The 18,266-nt window shown below is 44.8% G+C and carries 12 protein-coding genes; 1 reads left to right on the forward strand and 11 read right to left on the reverse strand.

What is annotated here, in order from left to right; translation table 11 throughout:
- Positions 1-29: 29 nt before the first annotated feature.
- Positions 30-1,244, forward strand: a complete 1,215-nt coding sequence (locus AC1DPK_RS04165) for an MFS transporter (RefSeq protein ID WP_477509424.1) — start codon at positions 30-32, stop codon at positions 1,242-1,244.
- Here the strand turns inward: AC1DPK_RS04165 and AC1DPK_RS04170 are convergent.
- The 11 genes from AC1DPK_RS04170 to AC1DPK_RS04220 form a co-directional block, all read right to left on the reverse strand.
- Complete coding sequence (locus AC1DPK_RS04170; RefSeq protein ID WP_477509425.1) at positions 1,236-3,047, reverse strand: PAS domain S-box protein; 1,812 nt, start codon at positions 3,045-3,047, stop codon at positions 1,236-1,238. The genes AC1DPK_RS04165 and AC1DPK_RS04170 overlap by 9 nt on opposite strands.
- A gap of 243 nt (positions 3,048-3,290) precedes the next feature.
- Positions 3,291-4,166, reverse strand: coding sequence for a carbohydrate ABC transporter permease (locus AC1DPK_RS04175; protein WP_477509426.1), 876 nt, complete (start codon positions 4,164-4,166; stop codon positions 3,291-3,293).
- A complete protein-coding gene (locus tag AC1DPK_RS04180; protein ID WP_477509427.1) occupies positions 4,163-5,068 on the reverse strand; it encodes a carbohydrate ABC transporter permease in 906 nt (301 codons plus the stop codon). The genes AC1DPK_RS04175 and AC1DPK_RS04180 overlap by 4 nt, the downstream gene beginning before the upstream one ends.
- 107 nt (positions 5,069-5,175) lie before the next feature.
- Positions 5,176-6,618 carry an ABC transporter substrate-binding protein gene (locus AC1DPK_RS04185; protein ID WP_477509428.1) on the reverse strand — a complete coding sequence of 481 codons (1,443 nt, stop codon included), beginning with the start codon at positions 6,616-6,618 and terminating at the stop codon, positions 5,176-5,178.
- 169 nt (positions 6,619-6,787) lie between these two features.
- Positions 6,788-8,077 (reverse strand): response regulator, encoded by a 1,290-nt coding sequence (locus tag AC1DPK_RS04190; protein ID WP_477509429.1) that lies wholly within the window; start codon positions 8,075-8,077, stop codon positions 6,788-6,790.
- A complete protein-coding gene (locus tag AC1DPK_RS04195) occupies positions 8,070-9,872 on the reverse strand; it encodes a sensor histidine kinase (protein WP_477509430.1) in 1,803 nt (600 codons plus the stop codon). Before AC1DPK_RS04195 ends, AC1DPK_RS04190 begins: the two co-directional genes overlap by 8 nt.
- A 228-nt stretch (positions 9,873-10,100) precedes the next feature.
- Positions 10,101-11,330 (reverse strand): 2-oxoglutarate dehydrogenase complex dihydrolipoyllysine-residue succinyltransferase, encoded by a 1,230-nt coding sequence (odhB, locus tag AC1DPK_RS04200; protein WP_477509431.1) that lies wholly within the window; start codon positions 11,328-11,330, stop codon positions 10,101-10,103.
- A 6-nt stretch (positions 11,331-11,336) separates the two neighbouring features.
- The gene (locus AC1DPK_RS04205; RefSeq protein WP_339207570.1) at positions 11,337-14,252 is read right to left on the reverse strand and encodes a 2-oxoglutarate dehydrogenase E1 component; all 2,916 of its coding nucleotides are present in this window, start codon (positions 14,250-14,252) and stop codon (positions 11,337-11,339) included.
- Positions 14,253-14,545: 293 nt separating this feature from the next.
- On the reverse strand, positions 14,546-15,550 hold the full coding sequence (locus AC1DPK_RS04210) for an acetylxylan esterase (RefSeq protein WP_477509432.1): 1,005 nt from the start codon (positions 15,548-15,550) through the stop codon (positions 14,546-14,548).
- Positions 15,551-15,716: 166 nt separating this feature from the next.
- Positions 15,717-16,424 (reverse strand): DNA alkylation repair protein, encoded by a 708-nt coding sequence (locus AC1DPK_RS04215; RefSeq protein ID WP_477509433.1) that lies wholly within the window; start codon positions 16,422-16,424, stop codon positions 15,717-15,719.
- A 92-nt stretch (positions 16,425-16,516) separates the two neighbouring features.
- Positions 16,517-18,040, reverse strand: a complete 1,524-nt coding sequence (locus AC1DPK_RS04220) for a leucyl aminopeptidase (RefSeq protein ID WP_477509434.1) — start codon at positions 18,038-18,040, stop codon at positions 16,517-16,519.
- Between the last annotated feature and the right edge of the window lie 226 nt (positions 18,041-18,266).

Consider the following 18,266-nt stretch of genomic DNA (forward strand, 5'->3'; position numbering starts at 1 on the left):
TCGGCGAACATCTGAGAGGGGAACCTATAATGAATACGAATAAACTATGGAGCGCCGACTTCATTAAAATATGTTTAAGCAGCTTTTTTCTATTTTTTGCTTTTTATACATTAGCAACAGCGTTGTCCGTTTATGTGACCAATGGGCTTGGAGGATCTGACACGCAAGCCGGATTATCGATGACTGTTTTCGTTATCGCCTCAGTACTGCTTCGGCCCTTCGCTGGCCAATTGATGACCCGTTATGGGGAACGGAAGATCGTTATTATTTCATTGCTGCTGTTTCTATTGTTTTCGATCGCATACTTAGGTGTTTTTGGCTACGCGATGCTGCTGCTGGTTCGTTTTTTTCATGGCGGCACGTTCGCTATCGCAACTACCTCTACGAATACGACTGCAATCGGAATCATACCCGAGCATCGCAAAGGAGAGGGAATTAGTTACTTCAGCTTATTTATGAGCCTCGCGATGGTCATCGGCCCTTTCGTTGGCTTAACGATAACAACGCATGGCGGCTTTACAGCGATGTTCGCATTATGCGCGGTGTGCGCGCTCATCTCCTTCATCCTAGGCGCTTCAACAGCCAAGAAACCCGCCGCTGCCAAAGCTGAACAACCGATCATAAAAACGAAGAGCAAGCTGCATTGGCGCGATCTTGTAGAGAAGAAAGCTGTTCCCATTGCACTTAGCGGGTTTGTAGTCGCGTTCGCCTACAGCGGGCTCGTAACGTTTATGTCGGTTTATGCTCATGAACAGGCTATTGATCAATATGCCAGCTATTTCTTTGTGTGCTTCGGCATTATGATTGTATTGCCTCGTCCGCTTGTCGGTAAATTGCTTGATCGTGTAGGAGATCATGTCATTGTATATCCCAGCATCGTTATATTTGCCATCGGCATGCTGCTGCTTAGCCAAGCAAGCTCGCCCGTTATTCTGCTTGTTTCCGGTGCTGTCATTGGCCTCGGATACGGAGCCCTGCTGCCTTGCTTTCAGACCATAGCCGTGCTTGCTGCTCCGGCTCATCGCAGAGGGCTCGCTACAGCAACGTTTTATTTGCTGTTCGATCTTGGATATGGAATTGGATCCTACACGCTTGGCTCCTTGGCTTCAAGCTACGGGTACAGCGTTATGTATATACTTTGTGCCATTATAATTGCCTTATCTTCCGTCATTTATTTCACACTTCACCATAAACGCAAAAGATTGTTGGCGACATCAGACGATAACGCCTATAGCTCATCCTAGGCCTATCGTTAGCTGATCCTCAACAGGCAGCATAATTTCCACGACTGTTCCTTCGTTCATCACACTGCTAATTTGAAGCGTACCCTTGTGCGCTTCAATAATGCGGTTGCTGATCATTATGCCAAGCCCAGTCCCTTTTTCTTTCGTTGTCAGAAAAGGTTCGCCGATTTTTGAAATAAGCTCCTCCGGTATACCTGGACCGCCATCTATAATTCGGATATGAACGAAGCCATCCTCCAAGCTTGCAACCGTCACAACAACTTCGCCGCCCTGCGGCATTGCCTCTAACGCATTTTTAATAATATTTAAAAAAACCTGCTTAAGCTGGTCCACATTGCAAAATATACTCGGCCGTGTATGGTCAAAACAAACCTTCAACTCCACATTTATAAGAATAGCTTGTGTTTCCAGCAAAGATAATACACTTCGCAGTATCGGCTCTAGAGGCTCGCTGCGATAGTTCGCGAAATGCGGCTTCGCTAACGTCATAAACTCATTTACGATTAAAGTAATACGGTCAATTTCATTGGCCATAATTGAAAAATAATGCGGGTTCTCCGGGTATTTACTGCTTAATAGCTGCGTGAAGCCCTTTAGCGCTGTTAACGGATTTCGAATTTCATGCGCTACGCCTGCGGCAAGCYGACCAATTGCCGACAGCTTCTCCGAACGAATAAGAACCTCCTCCGAGCGTTTGCGGTCGGTCAAATCACGAATCACACTGAGCATGACATCCTTGCCCAAATAATTGTTAATTCGGATACTTGAAACTTCCACATCCAGTAATTTTCCGTCCGTACGAATAAGAACACGTTCCTCAAAAGGTGTTGCCTCGTCCGTCGACATAATGAGATGCATTTTTTCAAGCGATAATGCATGGTGGCTCTGATGAATAAATTCGAACACACTTGTACCGATTATCTTTGCTTCCGATTCAATTCCTAGCACTTCCAAAGCTAGCTTGTTCGCGTAAAGCACGATCCCTTGATCACTCATAATGATCGGCTCGGGAACAAACTTTATAATTTTTTGATACAACTTGGCATTTTCCATTAACAATTTTTCTTTTTCACGTTTAGGTGTAACGTCTTGAACGGTTCCAAGCAAGGACAGTTCTCCATTAAACATAATAACTGTACTGTTTCCCTCCAAATAGATGCGGCTGCCGTCTTTTTTTATTCCTTTACTTTTGATAGGGAATTGACTTAATCCAATACCCATTCCTTGTAAAATCTTGCTTTTGTGAATATTGATTTCATCCTGATCCATTAAATCGTTTATCGAGATGGCGTACATCTCCTCTACCGTATAACCATACATCTCCGCTAGATATGGGTTGGCATAAACAATCTTATCCCTTAGCCCTACGAATACACCTGCTACAACGTTTTCCATCAAGCTTTTATATAAATATTCCTTCTCGTGCAAGGAAGCTTCCATTCGCTTCTGCTTGGTTATATCATGAATAATAAGCTGGACAGCATTTTTACCATCAAATTTCACAGCTACTGCTCTCATTTCAACCTCTATCACTTGCTGGTCCAGACGAAGCAGCTCGTAATAGGTAAACGTAGAAGGATTAGCCTCTAGAATCAAATAGTTGATCATAGCTGGAAACCGCTCCATAAACTCGGGATGTATGAATTTGTTTATGGGGTCTCCAATAATATCATCGAAATTGCTAATGCCCAGCATAGTTAGCATTGCTTGATTAGCAAAAACAATATTATCTTCTAACACAACAATAAGCCCGTCAGGAAGCATATGAACTAAATGCTGATATCTCTCTTCGCTTTCCCTCAATTGTTCATTAACCTCGACGATTTTAATCCCCTCATCTCATCTCATTTCAACAAGCAGCTTCATCCTGTTGATTACTTTCAACATCTTCAGCCTTCTTCCTGCTCAACTTCAATTTTAAAATACAAAAAAACATTGCCGCCAGCAAATGTATCGATTAGCGGCAATGTCTATAAGAGAATCATTAATTCGTTTTACTACTCATTCATAAAGCCCCGTGCAGCTAAAACTCTAGCTGATGAAATGCTAACCTTTCACCCCAGCTACATTAAGTCCACCCATGATGTAACGCTGGAAAATAAGGAAAAATATTAGCGGCGGAACCATCGTAATCGAAAGCACCGCAAACTTCACGTTCCACTGAATCGTGGAGCCGGAATACACCACATATCTGAAAATACCTGTTGCAAGAGGATACATATCCTTCTCCAGCATAACAAGTGACGGCCAATAAAAATCATTCCATGTGCTGGAGAAATAGAAGATGATAAGTGTCATTAGGATAGGTACCGACAAAGGAATCGCGATCCGAATGAAGCATAGAAACTCACTAGCTCCGTCGATTCTGCCTGCTTCAAACAGTTCCTTATGCAATCCATCGAAGAAGTTTTTCATGAGCAGCAAATAAAAAGCATTCGCGCCTGCTGGAAGCCAAAAGGCCCAGTAGCTGTTTAGCAAACCTAAGCTTTGCAAGTTAAGGAAGTTTGGAATTAAATAAGTAGCAGATGGAATCATCAGGGTAGACAAGAAAAACAGCATGACCACTTTCTTGAAAGGTACCCGCATATGTGACAACGCGAATGACGTCATGCCAATAAAGACAAGGGCGAAAATAACTGTTCCAATAAAAATCATCAGCGTATTTTTCAAAAACTTAAGCATCGGAATAACATGCCATGCATCAATATAGTTATGCCACAGCCAATCCTTTGGGAAAAACGGCGCAGGGAAAGCAAAAAATTCCCCAGTCGTCTTCAGAGAGCTAAGCAGCGTATTCAGAAAGGGATACAGCATGGATACAATGATTATGCCGATAAAAAGCACCATCACTGCGTAACCCAGCTTTACTTGCCAACGTTTGAAATCAAATGACGAGATTATGGAACGCTCGGTATTTTTCATCCTTTTTCACTCCTATTCTGCACTTTCAGGTAGAAGAAGGAGAGCACCATCATAACGGCGAACATCATCGTACCCATTGCTGTTGCTTTGCCAAAATCCAAATAAGTGAATGCATTTCTGTTCATAAGCAGCATATAAGTTAAGGTCGCGTTGTCCGGACCTCCGGCAGTCATAGCCAGTTGTGCTTGGAAGCTTTGCGAGGTGTTTATGATTTGCAGTAAAAACATCAGAAACAGCAATGAGCGCAAATTAGGCAGTGTAATAAACTTAATCCGTTGCCATACGCTTGCACCGTCGATTTCGGCAGCTTCATACAGATCCCGCGGTATTCCGACGATTGAAGCCAAATAGATGAGCACCGCGCCGCCAAAGTTTTGCCACGTTTCCATAATAACGATCGAGATCATGGACATGCCTTTTGTAAAAAAATCAATTGCCGGCAATCCGATGCCCATCAGAAATGCATTAATTGGTCCGATCGGATCATAAAACCAAACCCACATGCCATATAGCACGATAGCTGGTATTACACTTGGCAAATAACCCGCTACGCGAGCTAGTCCTTGAAATCTTCTGAGCTCCGATACAGCAATAGCAACCGCAGCAGGCACCCAAAATCCAATGACTACGCAAAGTCCCATATAATACAGCGTATTTTTTATTGCGATATAAAAGTCACTTGAACTCGTAATATCGGTGTAGTTTTGCAGTCCAACAAAAACATTCCCTTTAACGAAATCCACCTCTTGAAAGCTGTACAGAACTCCCTTAATAATAGGAATCCAGAGAAAGAGCAAGAAAACGATAATTTCGGGAAGTACAAACAAGGCTCCCCACATATAGAGGTTCCACTTGCGCTTTTTCTTCGTGTTTATCGTTGATGCAATCGTTTGTGTTGCCATGGTTCTCCCCCTCCCAAGGTGCAGCGATACTTATGATCACTTCTAATGTGTAAAAAAAACGGGCCAATACCGAGGTTATTGGTATTGGCCCTTGGTGTCGCGGCTTTTTATTGAATCGTAATTTTGTCGTAGAATTCCGATTGGACTTTAGCTGCTGCTTCATCCAACACTTTTTTCAAATCAACATTTTTTGTCGTGAACACTTTTTGAATAACGTTAGCCATTTCTGCATAGAAAGCTTGTGTTTCATATTGCGGCTCCGGCTTACCATCAAGCAAAGCCATCAAAGCAGGGTCATATGTGAACACATTGTCGTGTTTAGCCAACATCGTATCCCATTTTTGACCGAACTCCGATTCTGGTGTCCAATAGAAAATTGTTTGTGGAATATATACTTTGTTTTCTGATTTACGTGTAGTAATTTCACCATCGATTGCATTAATGAATTCGTCAGTGAAATACTCGGAAGTCAACCAGTCAAATGCTGTTTTTTGCTGTGCAGCATCTGCTTTAGGGTTGATAACTTTGAAGCTGCCGCCTAGTACGCCAGTGTGTTTGCCGCCTTTAGTTACGGATGGGATTGGATAAATAACGACGTCGTCTTTGCTGATACCGCCTGTGTTGATGGCTGCATCCGCTGCATTGCCGCTTCCGCACATAACCATTGCACCACGGCCTTGGTTAAACAGGTTGAGTGCATCGCCGTAGCCTAGTGCCCAGTTTTTCGGAAGCACGTCAGCATCTTTCAACTGCTTGTAAAACTCCAACGCTTTCAAACCTTGCTCGCTGTTGAATGTTGCTTTTACTTTACCGTTCTCAACCGTTTGAATGTCGCCGCCCGCTGCAAACAAGAAGTTCGTCCAGTTCCAGCCTGCTTCTGTGCCTTTGCCCATTGGGATAAAGCCAGCAATACCTTTAGCCGGATCGTTTACTTTTTTCGCAGTTTCAATCAGCTCTTCCCAAGTCCAGTCAAGCGATGGAAGCGGAACGCCCTTTTCCTCGAAAATTTTCTTGTTAAGCGTAATTGTCATAACATAAGCATCTACTGGAATACCATAAATTTTACCGTCAACGGAGAACGGACCAGTCATAATTGGATTTAAATCATCTTTGTTTTTCCAATTTTCAATAAGGCTCGTAACATCAGCCGCCCAGCCTTTTTCAGCTAGAACACGTCCTTCTGTCAAATAAGCATTAAACTCAGTTGGCGCATTGTTAGCAGCCATTTTAATTCCGATTTCAGTTGGGTTGTACTGCCAATCGTCCGTTTTGATCGTTACGTTAGGGTTTGCTTTTTTGAAACGCTCAATTTTCAGGTTCAACTGCTCGATCGCTTCTGTTCTATCCGGCGGTTGGCCTTGAACTGTAATTTCTACAGGCTCTGCTGGTTTCTCAGTTGCTGGCTGCTCCTCTGTTTTGTTTACAGCTGCATTCGTTGCTTTTCCAGCATTTTCTACTTTCCCTTTGTTTCCGCCATTGTTACTGCCACTGCAGCCTGCCAATACAATCATTAGTACAAGCATGCTGATTACGATTCCMCTGATCTTCATCGTGTTGGTTCCCCTCTCAATTAGGTCTTTTGTTGCTTGCATCCTCATTATAAGTCAGCTTCTTCCCTCTACACGATGGTCGCTGTTACGGTTAAGGTGTGCGCTGTTATGATTTCGACATAGGGTTCGACATATAAAAACTGCTCGCGCAGCAGCACGAGCAGAAATGTTATTTTTTTAAATCTGATAGATTATAGCCAAAATACTTTTTAAACATTTTGCTAAAATGCTCCGGCGACTCATAACCAATCTCATCTGCAATCTCGTATCTCCGCATATCAGTCGTAAGCAGCAGCCTTCTTCCCGCTTCCATTCTCTGCTTCGTCAAGTAATCCCATATCGTAATATTAAGCACCTTTTTAAATAAATAGCTCAAATAATTGGGACTTAGATGAACGGCATCCGCAATATCCTGCAGCTTCATTCCTTTTTTACTATAATGTTGGTCTATGTAGCCTCTCGCTTCCTGAATATCTCCATTATGATCCTCCGTAGATTTTTTGTCTGACACATCCTCGGCCAAAAATACATGATGATCATGATGAACCTCTGTCATTTTCAGCGCAGAGATCGCTTCCTTGTATAGCTCTGCCCAGCTGTACAGCCCTTCCTTAATCGTACTAATCCCAATCGTGCATTGGACATTCAAATATTCCAGCAAATGCGCATGAAGCTGTTGTCCAATCGTCGTCAGCAGACTGCTCCTCATTGAATGGTCCAGCTCTTTTGCTGAAAGCTGCAGCACGACAGTCAGAGCTCCATTCGGTGAATAAAACAATAACTTATCCCAGCTGCTGATCGTTTCCTCTACCACGTTGTAGCAGGCATACTTAAGCAAATTCCGATCCCGCAAGGACTGAATGTCTTTATCCGTTTTACCAGCGTTTTTCAAATGCAGCTGGATCGTAAATAAACTGAAGTAGGGGCCATCCATTTTTAATCCTAATGATTGAAATAAAGCTTCAACCTCCGATTCGCCAAGCCCTTCCGTAATTAACTCGTTAAGCAGCATATGCTGCTTTGGATTCGTTTCCTCCAAATAAAACTTGCGGTTGAACGCAGCATCGGATGCCGTACGGAGCTTACTTTCCTTATGTCTTAACAAACCTCCAACTATTTGAATAAGCTGCTTCGGCATGACTGGCTTCACGATATATTCTTTGGCGCCGAACTTCATTGCTTTCTGAGCATAAGCAAACTCTCCATGCGCTGACAGCACGATAATCGGGACCGCACTATTTTCTACAAATATCGTTTCCATGAGTTCAATGCCGTTCATATGCTCCATCTGAATATCTGTAATGATCAAATCTATTTTTTCCAATCGAAAATAATCCAAAGCTTCAAAGCCATTGCCAGCCGTAAACAGCTCGCCGATTTGAATATCCGACTGCCTTAATATTGAGCTGATCCCTTTACAAATCATCGGTTCATCATCAACAATCAGTATATTATACATGCTCTTCCTCCCTCATGAGGTCATCTATGGTATGTGAGATTGGTAACGTAAGCTGAGCCCGAAGCCCGCCTTCCGCACGCAAAGCATATTCCAAACCGAATAAATCGCCAAAATGCAATTGAATTCGTTTATTGACGTTTCGAATGCCGTATCCTGCATCAGGATTTCGGCCTTCCAAAATATCATAAATGTGCGCAACATCCCTCAAGCGATATCCGTTGTCTTCTATTGCAATGACGATGCAATCCAGCTCCAGCTTGATTGATATCCATAGCTCACCATCACTATCCATTCGTTTAATGCCATGCACGATTGCATTTTCGATAAGCGGCTGCAGCACAACCTTCGGAATAAGACAGCTCTTCGCTTCCTCTTGAATGATCCAATTGACATTAAAATTATAATCATAACGTTTTAGCTGCAGCCTTACATAAGCCTCTGCATGCTGCAGCTCTTCTTCGATCGTAATTAATGATTTGCCGCGGCTAAGGCCAATTCGCATAACAAGGGACAGATCACGCACCATTTCCGCTGACTCGTCCGTTCCCTCAAGCGTCATCCTCCAATAAATAGACTCCAGCGTATTGTACAGCAGATGCGGATTGATTTGTGAATGAAGGATCGACAGCTCCGCCTCCTTTTGCTTCAGCTCAAGCACATATTTATCGTGGATCGTTTCATTTAACCGCTCTGTCATATCCATGAAATTATTGTTTAAAATTTCGATTTCATCTTTGGTACGCTGTGGATATTGTGTTAAGCCAAGCGGTTTGCCTGGCTCATAAGAGCGTGTATGCCTAGCGAGTCTAGAAATTGGACGAACGATGGAACGAATAAAGTAAACACCTAATAGGAGCAAGAGCAGGAAATAACCCATCATCGAATAATAAACGAGCTGCTCAATAACCTCATGATCGCCGATTATAGATTGCAGCGGTGTTTTGTAGAGCAGCTTTGTTTTACTTTGCTCGCTTTGATGAATGGCATATAGCCACTTTTTCCCATCAACCTCTAGCGTATAATATCCACCTTTGGAATTCGATACGTAGTCCGGCAACGGGAGGATCTTTCCGATGGAGTAGTTGCTTGTTGTTGAGATGATCGTATTATCTTCATTTAAAATCAATAATTCGCCATCCTTCGCCACATTATCAGGATCAAGATCACTTGCCAGCACACGTTCAAGTCCCGACGCGATTAAGTACCCAGCTTCTGGTGAGCGCCCATTCGTTATGCTGTTCATTTGTTTAACCATAACAAGCGTTTCCAGATCGGACGGGTTATCTCCGAATTGATGCAGTACCTTCAGCACTCCCCGCCCCTGTGCACGATAAGCCTCCTTATACCATGGAAGCGCATCCACATTTGTAGAGAAGTAGATGCCTCGCGTCTGCATATCCAAAGAAGGCACAAAAGAGTAAAGGCTTTCAGAATCCGGCATAAAAAAAGAATATGCTATTTTAGGAGATGTTTGTTTGAGCAGCATCTCATCCAGAGATGTGAATCGTCTAAAACGCTCGTAGGATGAAGACAACGGGATATTAAGCATTTCCTGAATTTCCTTGGTCATCATGATCGAATTCATGGTCTCTTCCATATGCATGATAGTTCGATCAATCGTTACATGACTCGATTCCACCCACTTCACCAGCGTCGAACCCACTTGCCGTTCCGTAATTTCTGCGACATTCCGCGAGACAACCCAATCCATAAAAATAACAGGTATAACGACTAGTGCAATAAACAACGCGATGAACCGCTGGAGCATTGTGAGATTAGTAAAGGATTCTCGCACCTATTATGCAGCCTCTCTCCATTGAATACTTCTTAAATCTTAATTGTAGCCGATAATACGCCCGCTTCCATGTTCAATATTATGTTTATTGTAATCGATATTCAGATCTTTTTTCGACATCTTTTTTCATAACATAATAAAATGGCCATCTTAATCACAAAAAAAAGAAACTGTCCTTTGAGTAGATCACTCTACTTAAAGGACAGTCTCTAATGTGATACTTTATATTTAGCCTTCGAGAAGAAGTGCTTCTGGATCCTCTAGAAGCGCTTTGACGGTTACGAGGAAGCGAACAGCTTCACTGCCATCTACGATACGGTGATCGTAAGACAATGCAAGATACATCATCGGACGGTTTTCCATACGAACGTCATCGATTGCTACTGGACGAATTTGAATTTTGTGCATGCCGAGAATACCAACTTGCGGTGCATTAAGAATTGGCGTGGACAGCAAGGAGCCAAATACGCCGCCATTCGTAATAGTGAAGCTTCCGCCTTGCAAATCAGAAATAGCAAGCGTGTTTGATCTTGCTTTGCCAGCAAGCTCAACGATATTTTTCTCGATTTCAGCGAAGCTTAGACGGTCCGCGTCACGAACGACCGGAACGACAAGACCTTCTTTTGCAGATACTGCAATGCCGATATCATAGAATTTTTTCGTAACAATATCTTCGCCGTCAATTTCAGCATTAAGCAGTGGGAATGCTTTAAGCGCACCAACTACAGCTTTCGTAAAGAATGACATAAAACCTAGGTTTACATCATTTTTCTCGAAGAAAGCTTGCTTGCGGCGTTTGCGCAAATCAAGAATCGCAGTCATATCCACTTCATTGAAAGTCGTCAGCATCGCTGCTGTGCGTTGTGCTTCAACTAGGCGGTTAGCAATTGTAACCCGGCGACGAGACATCCGTTTGCGTTCAGTTGGCTTCACATCTTTGCCTGCGTTAGCAGGTTCTGATTGTGTTAGCGGAGCAGATTTAACCGGAGTGGCAACCGCTGGTGCAGGTGCAGCAGCAGGAGCTTGTCCTTGCGCTGAAAGATCAATGCCTTGCTCACGAGCACGTTTACGAGCAGCTGGCGATGCATTAATCGTTGCTGCACTTTCATTTGCAGAAGAGGCAACAGGCGCTGCTGGAGCAGCAGCTGGTGCAGCTACTGCGGCAGGAGCAGCAACAGGTGCTGGCTCAGCTGCCGGAGCAGCAGGTACGGCTGCGCCGCCCGCTGCTTCTCCAATCGAACCGATCGCTTCGCCTACAAGTACAACTTCTCCGTCTTGTTTAGCGATGCGAGATACAACACCGCTATTGTCTGCGCTAATTTCTATGTTAACCTTATCGGTTTCAAGCTCTAGTAGGACATCTCCCTGATTGACGGAGTCGCCTTCCTTCACGAACCATTTGGTAATTGTGCCCTCAGAAATGGACTCGCCTAGTTCCGGTACAATAATTTCAGCCATTAGTCACTACCCCCTAATCAAACTTGTTTCAACTGGTTTGCCGTTCAATGCTGTCGAAATAATCCATTTTTGTTCTGCGGCATGTACTTCTTGGTGTCCGCTTGCAGTACTTGAACGATCAGGTCTGCCAACGTAGCGAACAGCTGCCTTCTTAGGAGCTAACGCGCGAAGACGCGGTTCCATGAAGCTCCATGACCCCATGTTTTGCGGTTCTTCTTGTACCCATACGATTTCTTCAAGCTTGTCGAATTGCTTCACAATACGTTCGATTTCTGCATGAGGGAACGGATACAGCTGCTCTACTCTTGCAACACGCAGCCATTCATAATCTTCAGCATTTGTCGATGCAAGCGCCTCTTCAATATCGATAGCTACTTTACCGGTGCAAAGAAGCAAACGTTTTACTTTATCCTTCTGTTCCTTCGGCTCTGTCAGCTTGAATTGCGGAAGCACCGGCTTGAATGAGCCTTCGCTGAAAGCAACACCATGCGACGCAACACGAGGGTTACGGATCAAGCTCTTAGGCGCCATTAGAACGAGCGGACGAACATGCTCCGTGCCAAGCGACGCTGCTTGCTTACGCAGCAAGTGGAAATATTGAGCGGACGTTGAAAGGTTCGCAACGGTCCAGTTGTTATCAGCTGAAAGCTGAAGGAAACGTTCAAGTCTAGCGCTTGAATGCTCCGGTCCTTGGCCTTCATAGCCATGCGGCAGCAAAATCGTAATGCCTGATTTTTGCGACCATTTCGCACGGCCAGCTGAAATGAATTGGTCAAAAATAACTTGGGCAACGTTGGCAAAGTCACCATATTGCGCTTCCCAGATAACAAAGGTTTCAGGCGCAAATACGTTGTAGCCATATTCAAAGCCGAGTACTGCCGTTTCCGACAATGGGCTGTTATGAACGGCAAAGGATGCTTTCGCTTGCGGTAAAATGTGCAGCGGCGAGAACTTTGCTGCCGTCGCATTATCATTAAGCATGATGTGACGATGTGCAAACGTTCCGCGCTCCGAATCCTGACCGCTTAGACGAATAGGTGTACCGTCTGCAAGAATCGTTGCGAATGCAAGCGTCTCGGCATGTGCCCAGTCAACCTTTTCCCCATCGTTCAAAGCTGAAGCTCTGCGCTGCAAAATACGTTGAAGCTTCGTATATTCGGTGAAACCCTCTGGACGGTTAAGCAGCTCCAGGTTGATTTCACGAAGCGTCTCAAGCGGAACTGCAGTGCGTACTTCCTCGCCTGTAGGCAGCGTTGTTTTGTTTTGCTCACCGCGAAGCTTCGGCTCGCCTTCCTTCGCTTTCATTGCATCATAGGCTGCTTGCAGCTTGCCGTTCGTACGTTGACGCAATTCTTCAACCTGCGCTTCCGTAATCGCCTTCTCACCCTTCAACTGCTCGCTGTAAAGCACGCTTACGGTCGGATGATTGCGAACCTTTGCATACATCAGCGGTTGTGTTACTTCTGGATCGTCCATTTCATTATGGCCGAAACGACGGTAACCAATCAAATCAATAACAAAACCTTTATTGTAGCGGAGACGGTATTCACAAGCGAGGCGTACTGCTGCCAAGCAAGCTTCCGGCTCATCCGCATTTACGTGTACGATAGGAATGTCGAAGCCTTTCGCAAGATCACTTGCGTAATGCGTCGAGCGTGAATCAATGCTGTTCGTCGTAAAGCCAAGGCGATTATTTGCGATAATATGAATCGTACCGCCATTGTGATAACCTTGCAGCTTGTTGAAATTGAGCGTTTCCGCAACAATTCCTTCTCCAATGAAAGCCGCGTCGCCGTGAACGGCAATCGTCACTGCTTTCGCTGGATCTTGTGTAGGCATTCCCCGCTTGCTGCGATCTTCTTGAGCAGCACGTGTGAAGCCTTCAACTACTGGATTAACAAATTCCAAGTGGCTCGGGTTGTTCGCAAGGGTAAGATTCGCACGAATCGTTTCGCCTTCCTTCACAGCTCTGTCAGCACCTAGATGATATTTTACGTCGCCGGTCCAGCCATAATTAAGGCCCATTGATCCTTCAGACGGAATAAGCTCTTTATTCGGAGCATGGTGAAATTCAGAAAATATTTTCTCATAAGGCTTGCCAAGTACATGCGTCAGTACGTTGAGACGACCGCGATGCGCCATGCCCATAAGGATATGGTTTGCTCCATCATGCGCTACGGAGCGGACGATTTCATCAAGCACTGGCACGAGCATGTCTACGCCCTCGATAGAGAAACGTTTTTGTCCAACGAATGTCCGGTGCAGGAAGTTCTCGAAATACTCAACTTCCATTAGACGCTCAAGCAGTGCTGAACGTTCTCTTGCAGACAGCGGTGCTGGGAAACTTCCCGACTCCGCCTGTTTGTTAAGCCAATTGCGTTCACTCTCATCATGAATATGTGTAAATTCATACGCCGCTGAACGGGTATAAATCTCTCTCAAGCGGTTGATTGCTTCCCAGCCATTCGAGATTGATGCTGGCGCATTATCCCAAATAAGCGATGCTGGAATAGAAGTTAAATCCGCTTGCGTAAGTCCGAAAGTTTCTGGCTCAAGCAGCTTTGTATCAGCAGCAGGGCTGAAGCCGAGCGGATCAATATCTGCAGCTAAATGGCCGTATCTGCGAATGTTCAGCATTAGCTGATGCGCAGCGACAACCTTTTTCAACATATTTGAATCAATCGGACCAGGTGCTGCTGCATGTGATGCAGCCTTTTGCTCGCTTGGCTTAGCCGTAATGCTCGGAGCTTCTCCTTGTAGTGTAGCCGGAGGTTCCCCGAAACGTACAAAAAGCTCACGAACTGTAGACTCTACGGAGTCTGGATCAGTTAAGAAACGCTCGTATTGCTCCTGCACATACCCAAGGTTGGGGCCATAGTAGCTTTGCCAAGGCGAATAATTTCGCTCATCATGGTTGCTCATTGCAGAAAATTCCACCCTCTCTATTCATTGCCATCCTATTATTTTCTAAGGCGATGCTCGCCATACATGCTCGCCAACTTGCACTTGCCTAAATCGTTTTCAATAATAATCAAGCAAACACTAATCCCTTAACATATAAAGGGAAAAGTAAGAAAAATGAACATGTGTCAAGGACACCGTTTTATAGCTCATATATATTCTAGTACATAGTACGCTCTCCATCCATAACCATATTGGCATCGATATCATCCATTTGAAGCATTGATTGTCTCTTTTGGACAACTAATTGAGCATTAATTCTGATCTTGCTGCTCGATTGCATCAATTGAAGGCTTTAGGCCGTTTTTCAGCGCTTCCTGTAAAAACAAAATCGATTCTCGGTTCTGGTATTCGCTTACCTCATGACCTGAAAATGGATAATCATTGAGCTGCTTAAGCGATCGTATCCGATTGTATACGGCGTAGATGGTCTCTGGCATACACACGGTATCTTTCCAGCCAACCGACATCAACACCGGCGCCTTAATGCGTTCAGCCAAATTCAACAGGTCAAAATGAGCAAGCGTAGACAGCACTGCGTTGAGCCGATCAGGATACCTTTTAATGTACTGAGCAATTTCCGTAAGCGAGCTCGTCGAATTCATTAGGCCAAAATCCATATGGCACATGTTCGGAATATCGGCAACGACCGCGCTTACCTTGGAGTTCAGCGCTGCAGCAAGCAATGATAATCCGCCTCCTTGACTAGCGCCAACAACCGCTATCCGCGACTCATCCACCTCATCCTGTAGGGCAGCTGTATCCACCGCTCTAACCGCATCCATTGTAATCGCCTGGTAGTAGCTGCGCTCGGTATTCGTTATTCCCTGTGAAACCCAGCCTTTGACGAAACCTTCATCAGTGGTTAGCAAGCTGCCTGTTTCGCCTCCTTGCCCTCTAGCATCAACTGCAAATACGGCATAACCCAGCAGCAGCCACGCAGCATAACGCTCTGGTAGTCCCTTATCGCCTGTATAACCCTGATAAAAAACGACACAAGGCAGCTTCGCACCGTTCAATCCTTGCTGAGGCACGATGTATAACCCGTGAATAGGCGTATCATCTCCGCCTTTAAAAGTTAAACGCTCCGTTCTCACCGTCGTGATTGGAGTTTCAACCGTTTGTCTCCTCACATCAAGCGGCCTCTCTGCATAGCTGTTTAATACATTTTCCCAGTATTGATTTAACTCTTCAACATCCATCGTTACGGATGGCCGATAAGCTAATAAATCATTTTTCCTTCTATTTATTGCATGCATATAAGTATACCCCTATTCCACTATGTATTTTCGTTCCGACACACAAAGAAATTGTTCTTTGAGGCATAAATAAAATAAGCTATCTCCAGTTTAACTCATTGAGCCAAACCAAAAATAGCCTTTTTTGAAAATGAATTGTTCATTATATACCATAGGGCATTAACAGTTAGCAGATGCATGTTTTTTTCTTAACGCCCGCTTTGCCCAAAGAAACTGTTTTTTGGATATAATCACTAGCTAACGGGACCTTGCACGCTGTATTTCCGACATCTACATGCACCTTGCCGATGAATGCTGCAACGGCCTCTGCTTCTTCACGCAGCTCCGTGACATAAATACCGACAATCATCACGAAGGTGTTCATCGTATAACGAACACGATTTTGCTCCGTATGAATAGTTTCCTTTATTCTATTTAACAAAAAGCGTATTTCATCAAAATCCAGCTGCTCGTCCGGTGTAATAGAGATGTAATTCGCATAAGTGCTCCAGCCGCACGTGGACACCATCTCTTCCGAGGAGTCTATCCATTCTACTGCCAGCTCATGGGCAAAAGGGCTTTCCGCTGCGACACCTGCTACCGTATATTCTGCTGCCATGTACCAATAAGCTTGTTTGACCCATTGCTGCAGCGTCTCTTTAGCAATGGTTTTGGGATTAACTGAAAGTCCCGCCAAATACATCGCATCGCTATTACTGGACGCAAACAGCTTTAGCGCTAGCTCTTCGTCTTTTTTCACATATTTAACAAGCTTCTTCAAATCACCGATTTTCACACCAAAGAGCGGCTCCATCGCTCCATGACGAATAAAGGTCATTTTTGTTTGCTCATTGCCTAGCCGCTCTAATTCCTTCATTATCTCTTCATAGGTCATATGTCAGCCCTCCATTTTAGTCCACGTATTACTTCGCAAATAAAGGAGGTACGCCATGCGCGGCGAACCTCCAAATCATCACATCTCAAAGCTTATTCTTGCTGTACAATCAATTCAACTAAAGTTCTAACCATGACGCCGGTAGCTCCCTTAGGCTCCCAGCCTCTGCTCGAATCCAGCCATGCAGTTCCGGCAATATCGAGATGCACCCACGGCAATCCTTCGGCAAAATGTCCAATGAACAATCCGCCTGTTATCGTACCGGCATATCTTCCACCGCTATTTTTCAAATCTGCTGCATCGCTTCTAATCTGCCGCTTATATTCCGGATAAGAAGGAAGCTGCCAGATTCGTTCGCCAGCTCTCTCTGACGCAAGCTGCACCTGTTTGTAGAGCTCGTCATTGTTTGTAATCGCGCCTGTTGCGTGCGTACCCAAGGCTACGGATACGGCACCAGTTAAAGTTGCCACATCAATCAGCTTCGTTGCTCCTCTTGTAATGGCGGTCGTAAGTCCGTCTGCCAGCACTAATCTGCCTTCAGCATCGGTATTCACAATCTCAACGGTATGGCCGCTCATCATGCGCAGCACATCTCCAGGTTTAATCGCTCGGTCCGAAGGCATATTCTCAGCTGTTGGAATGACTGCGATGACATTAATTGCTGGTTTCAGCTCTCCAATGACGCGAATAGCACCCAGCACAGCAGCTGCGCCGCCCATATCGGAAATCATATCCTGCATGCCTTCCGCTCTCTTCAAGGAAATACCGCCCGTATCAAACGTAATTCCTTTTCCGATTAGTCCCCATGCCTCTTCTGAATTTGGATTGCCTTTATAGTGAATAACAATCATACGCGGTGGATTTATGCTGCCTTGTCCAACGCCTAATAGACCGCCCATCCGCTGCTCAGCCGCGCTCCACTCGTCAATGACTTCTATTTCCAAATCAAGCTCACGCGCTAATTCCTCTGCATGATACGCCAACCGTTCTGGCGTAAGATCATTACCAGGCAGATTCGTAAGATCTCTTGCTAAAATGACCCCTTCAGCATACAACCGGCCTTTTGTTATTCCTTGTGTCCATAAAGCGGCTTCCTCTGCTGATGCAGCTGCTCCCTGTGGTACGAGTGCAACCTCTTTCAGCGAAAATCGCTCCGCTTTCTCCCGTTTCAACGGCTGTCGATCATGAAGCGCGAGCAGCAAGCCCTCAGTCAGCGCTTGTGCAGTAGACTCTGCTCCAAGGTTTTCAGCTTGCCCTTCAACAAGTGCATCAGACAGCAGTACTTGCACATTTACCGCCTGTAATTTTTTCAATGCTTTGGCTGCAGCCGCTGCTGCAAGCCGCAGGCTCGTAGCTCCGCCATCCTGATCAAGCCCAACAAACACGATGTGAGACGCAGGATACAATCCAAGTGTCGGCATAATCTCCGTTTGCTCCGAATCCGCTTTAAACAATCCTTTAGCATAACGTCCTCTAAGCGCTTCATCGATTTGCGGCTGTACGATCGGGGTAACTGCATCTGATTGCGTCAACTCTTTTTTACTGACAAAACGAATAACCGCATCTACATTTGCTTGCTCTGTACCGCGAACCCCGTATGTAAATTGAATAGTCATTATTATTTCCTCGCTCTCCAAATGGATTTGCCTAACCGAATCCATTTCATTTGAATCGTTTCAATCGCTTTTTTCAAACTCATTATACCTAAGCGTTCTCCTCTTTGCCATGTTTATAATTGCAGACTTGTCACTTAGCTAACATGATATGAAAAAGCAAAATACTCCCCGCCCACGATTGGGGGAGAGCATCCGATTCATTTCAGCTAAGCCAATCCTTTTGTAG

Source organism: Paenibacillus sp. 01T424 (assembly GCF_056398745.1).

Excerpts from the sequence above, each read along its gene's own strand:
- AC1DPK_RS04165 (WP_477509424.1), top strand. The coding sequence starts at position 30 with ATGAATACGAATAAACTATGGAGCGCCGACTTCATTAAAATATGTTTA.
- AC1DPK_RS04175 (WP_477509426.1), bottom strand. The coding sequence starts at position 4,166 with ATGAAAAATACCGAGCGTTCCATAATCTCGTCATTTGATTTCAAACGT.
- AC1DPK_RS04180 (WP_477509427.1), bottom strand. The coding sequence starts at position 5,068 with ATGGCAACACAAACGATTGCATCAACGATAAACACGAAGAAAAAGCGC.
- AC1DPK_RS04190 (WP_477509429.1), bottom strand. The coding sequence starts at position 8,077 with ATGTATAATATACTGATTGTTGATGATGAACCGATGATTTGTAAAGGG.
- odhB (WP_477509431.1), bottom strand. The coding sequence starts at position 11,330 with ATGGCTGAAATTATTGTACCGGAACTAGGCGAGTCCATTTCTGAGGGC.
- AC1DPK_RS04205 (WP_339207570.1), bottom strand. The coding sequence starts at position 14,252 with ATGAGCAACCATGATGAGCGAAATTATTCGCCTTGGCAAAGCTACTAT.
- AC1DPK_RS04210 (WP_477509432.1), bottom strand. The coding sequence starts at position 15,550 with ATGCATGCAATAAATAGAAGGAAAAATGATTTATTAGCTTATCGGCCA.
- AC1DPK_RS04215 (WP_477509433.1), bottom strand. The coding sequence starts at position 16,424 with ATGACCTATGAAGAGATAATGAAGGAATTAGAGCGGCTAGGCAATGAG.
- AC1DPK_RS04220 (WP_477509434.1), bottom strand. The coding sequence starts at position 18,040 with ATGACTATTCAATTTACATACGGGGTTCGCGGTACAGAGCAAGCAAAT.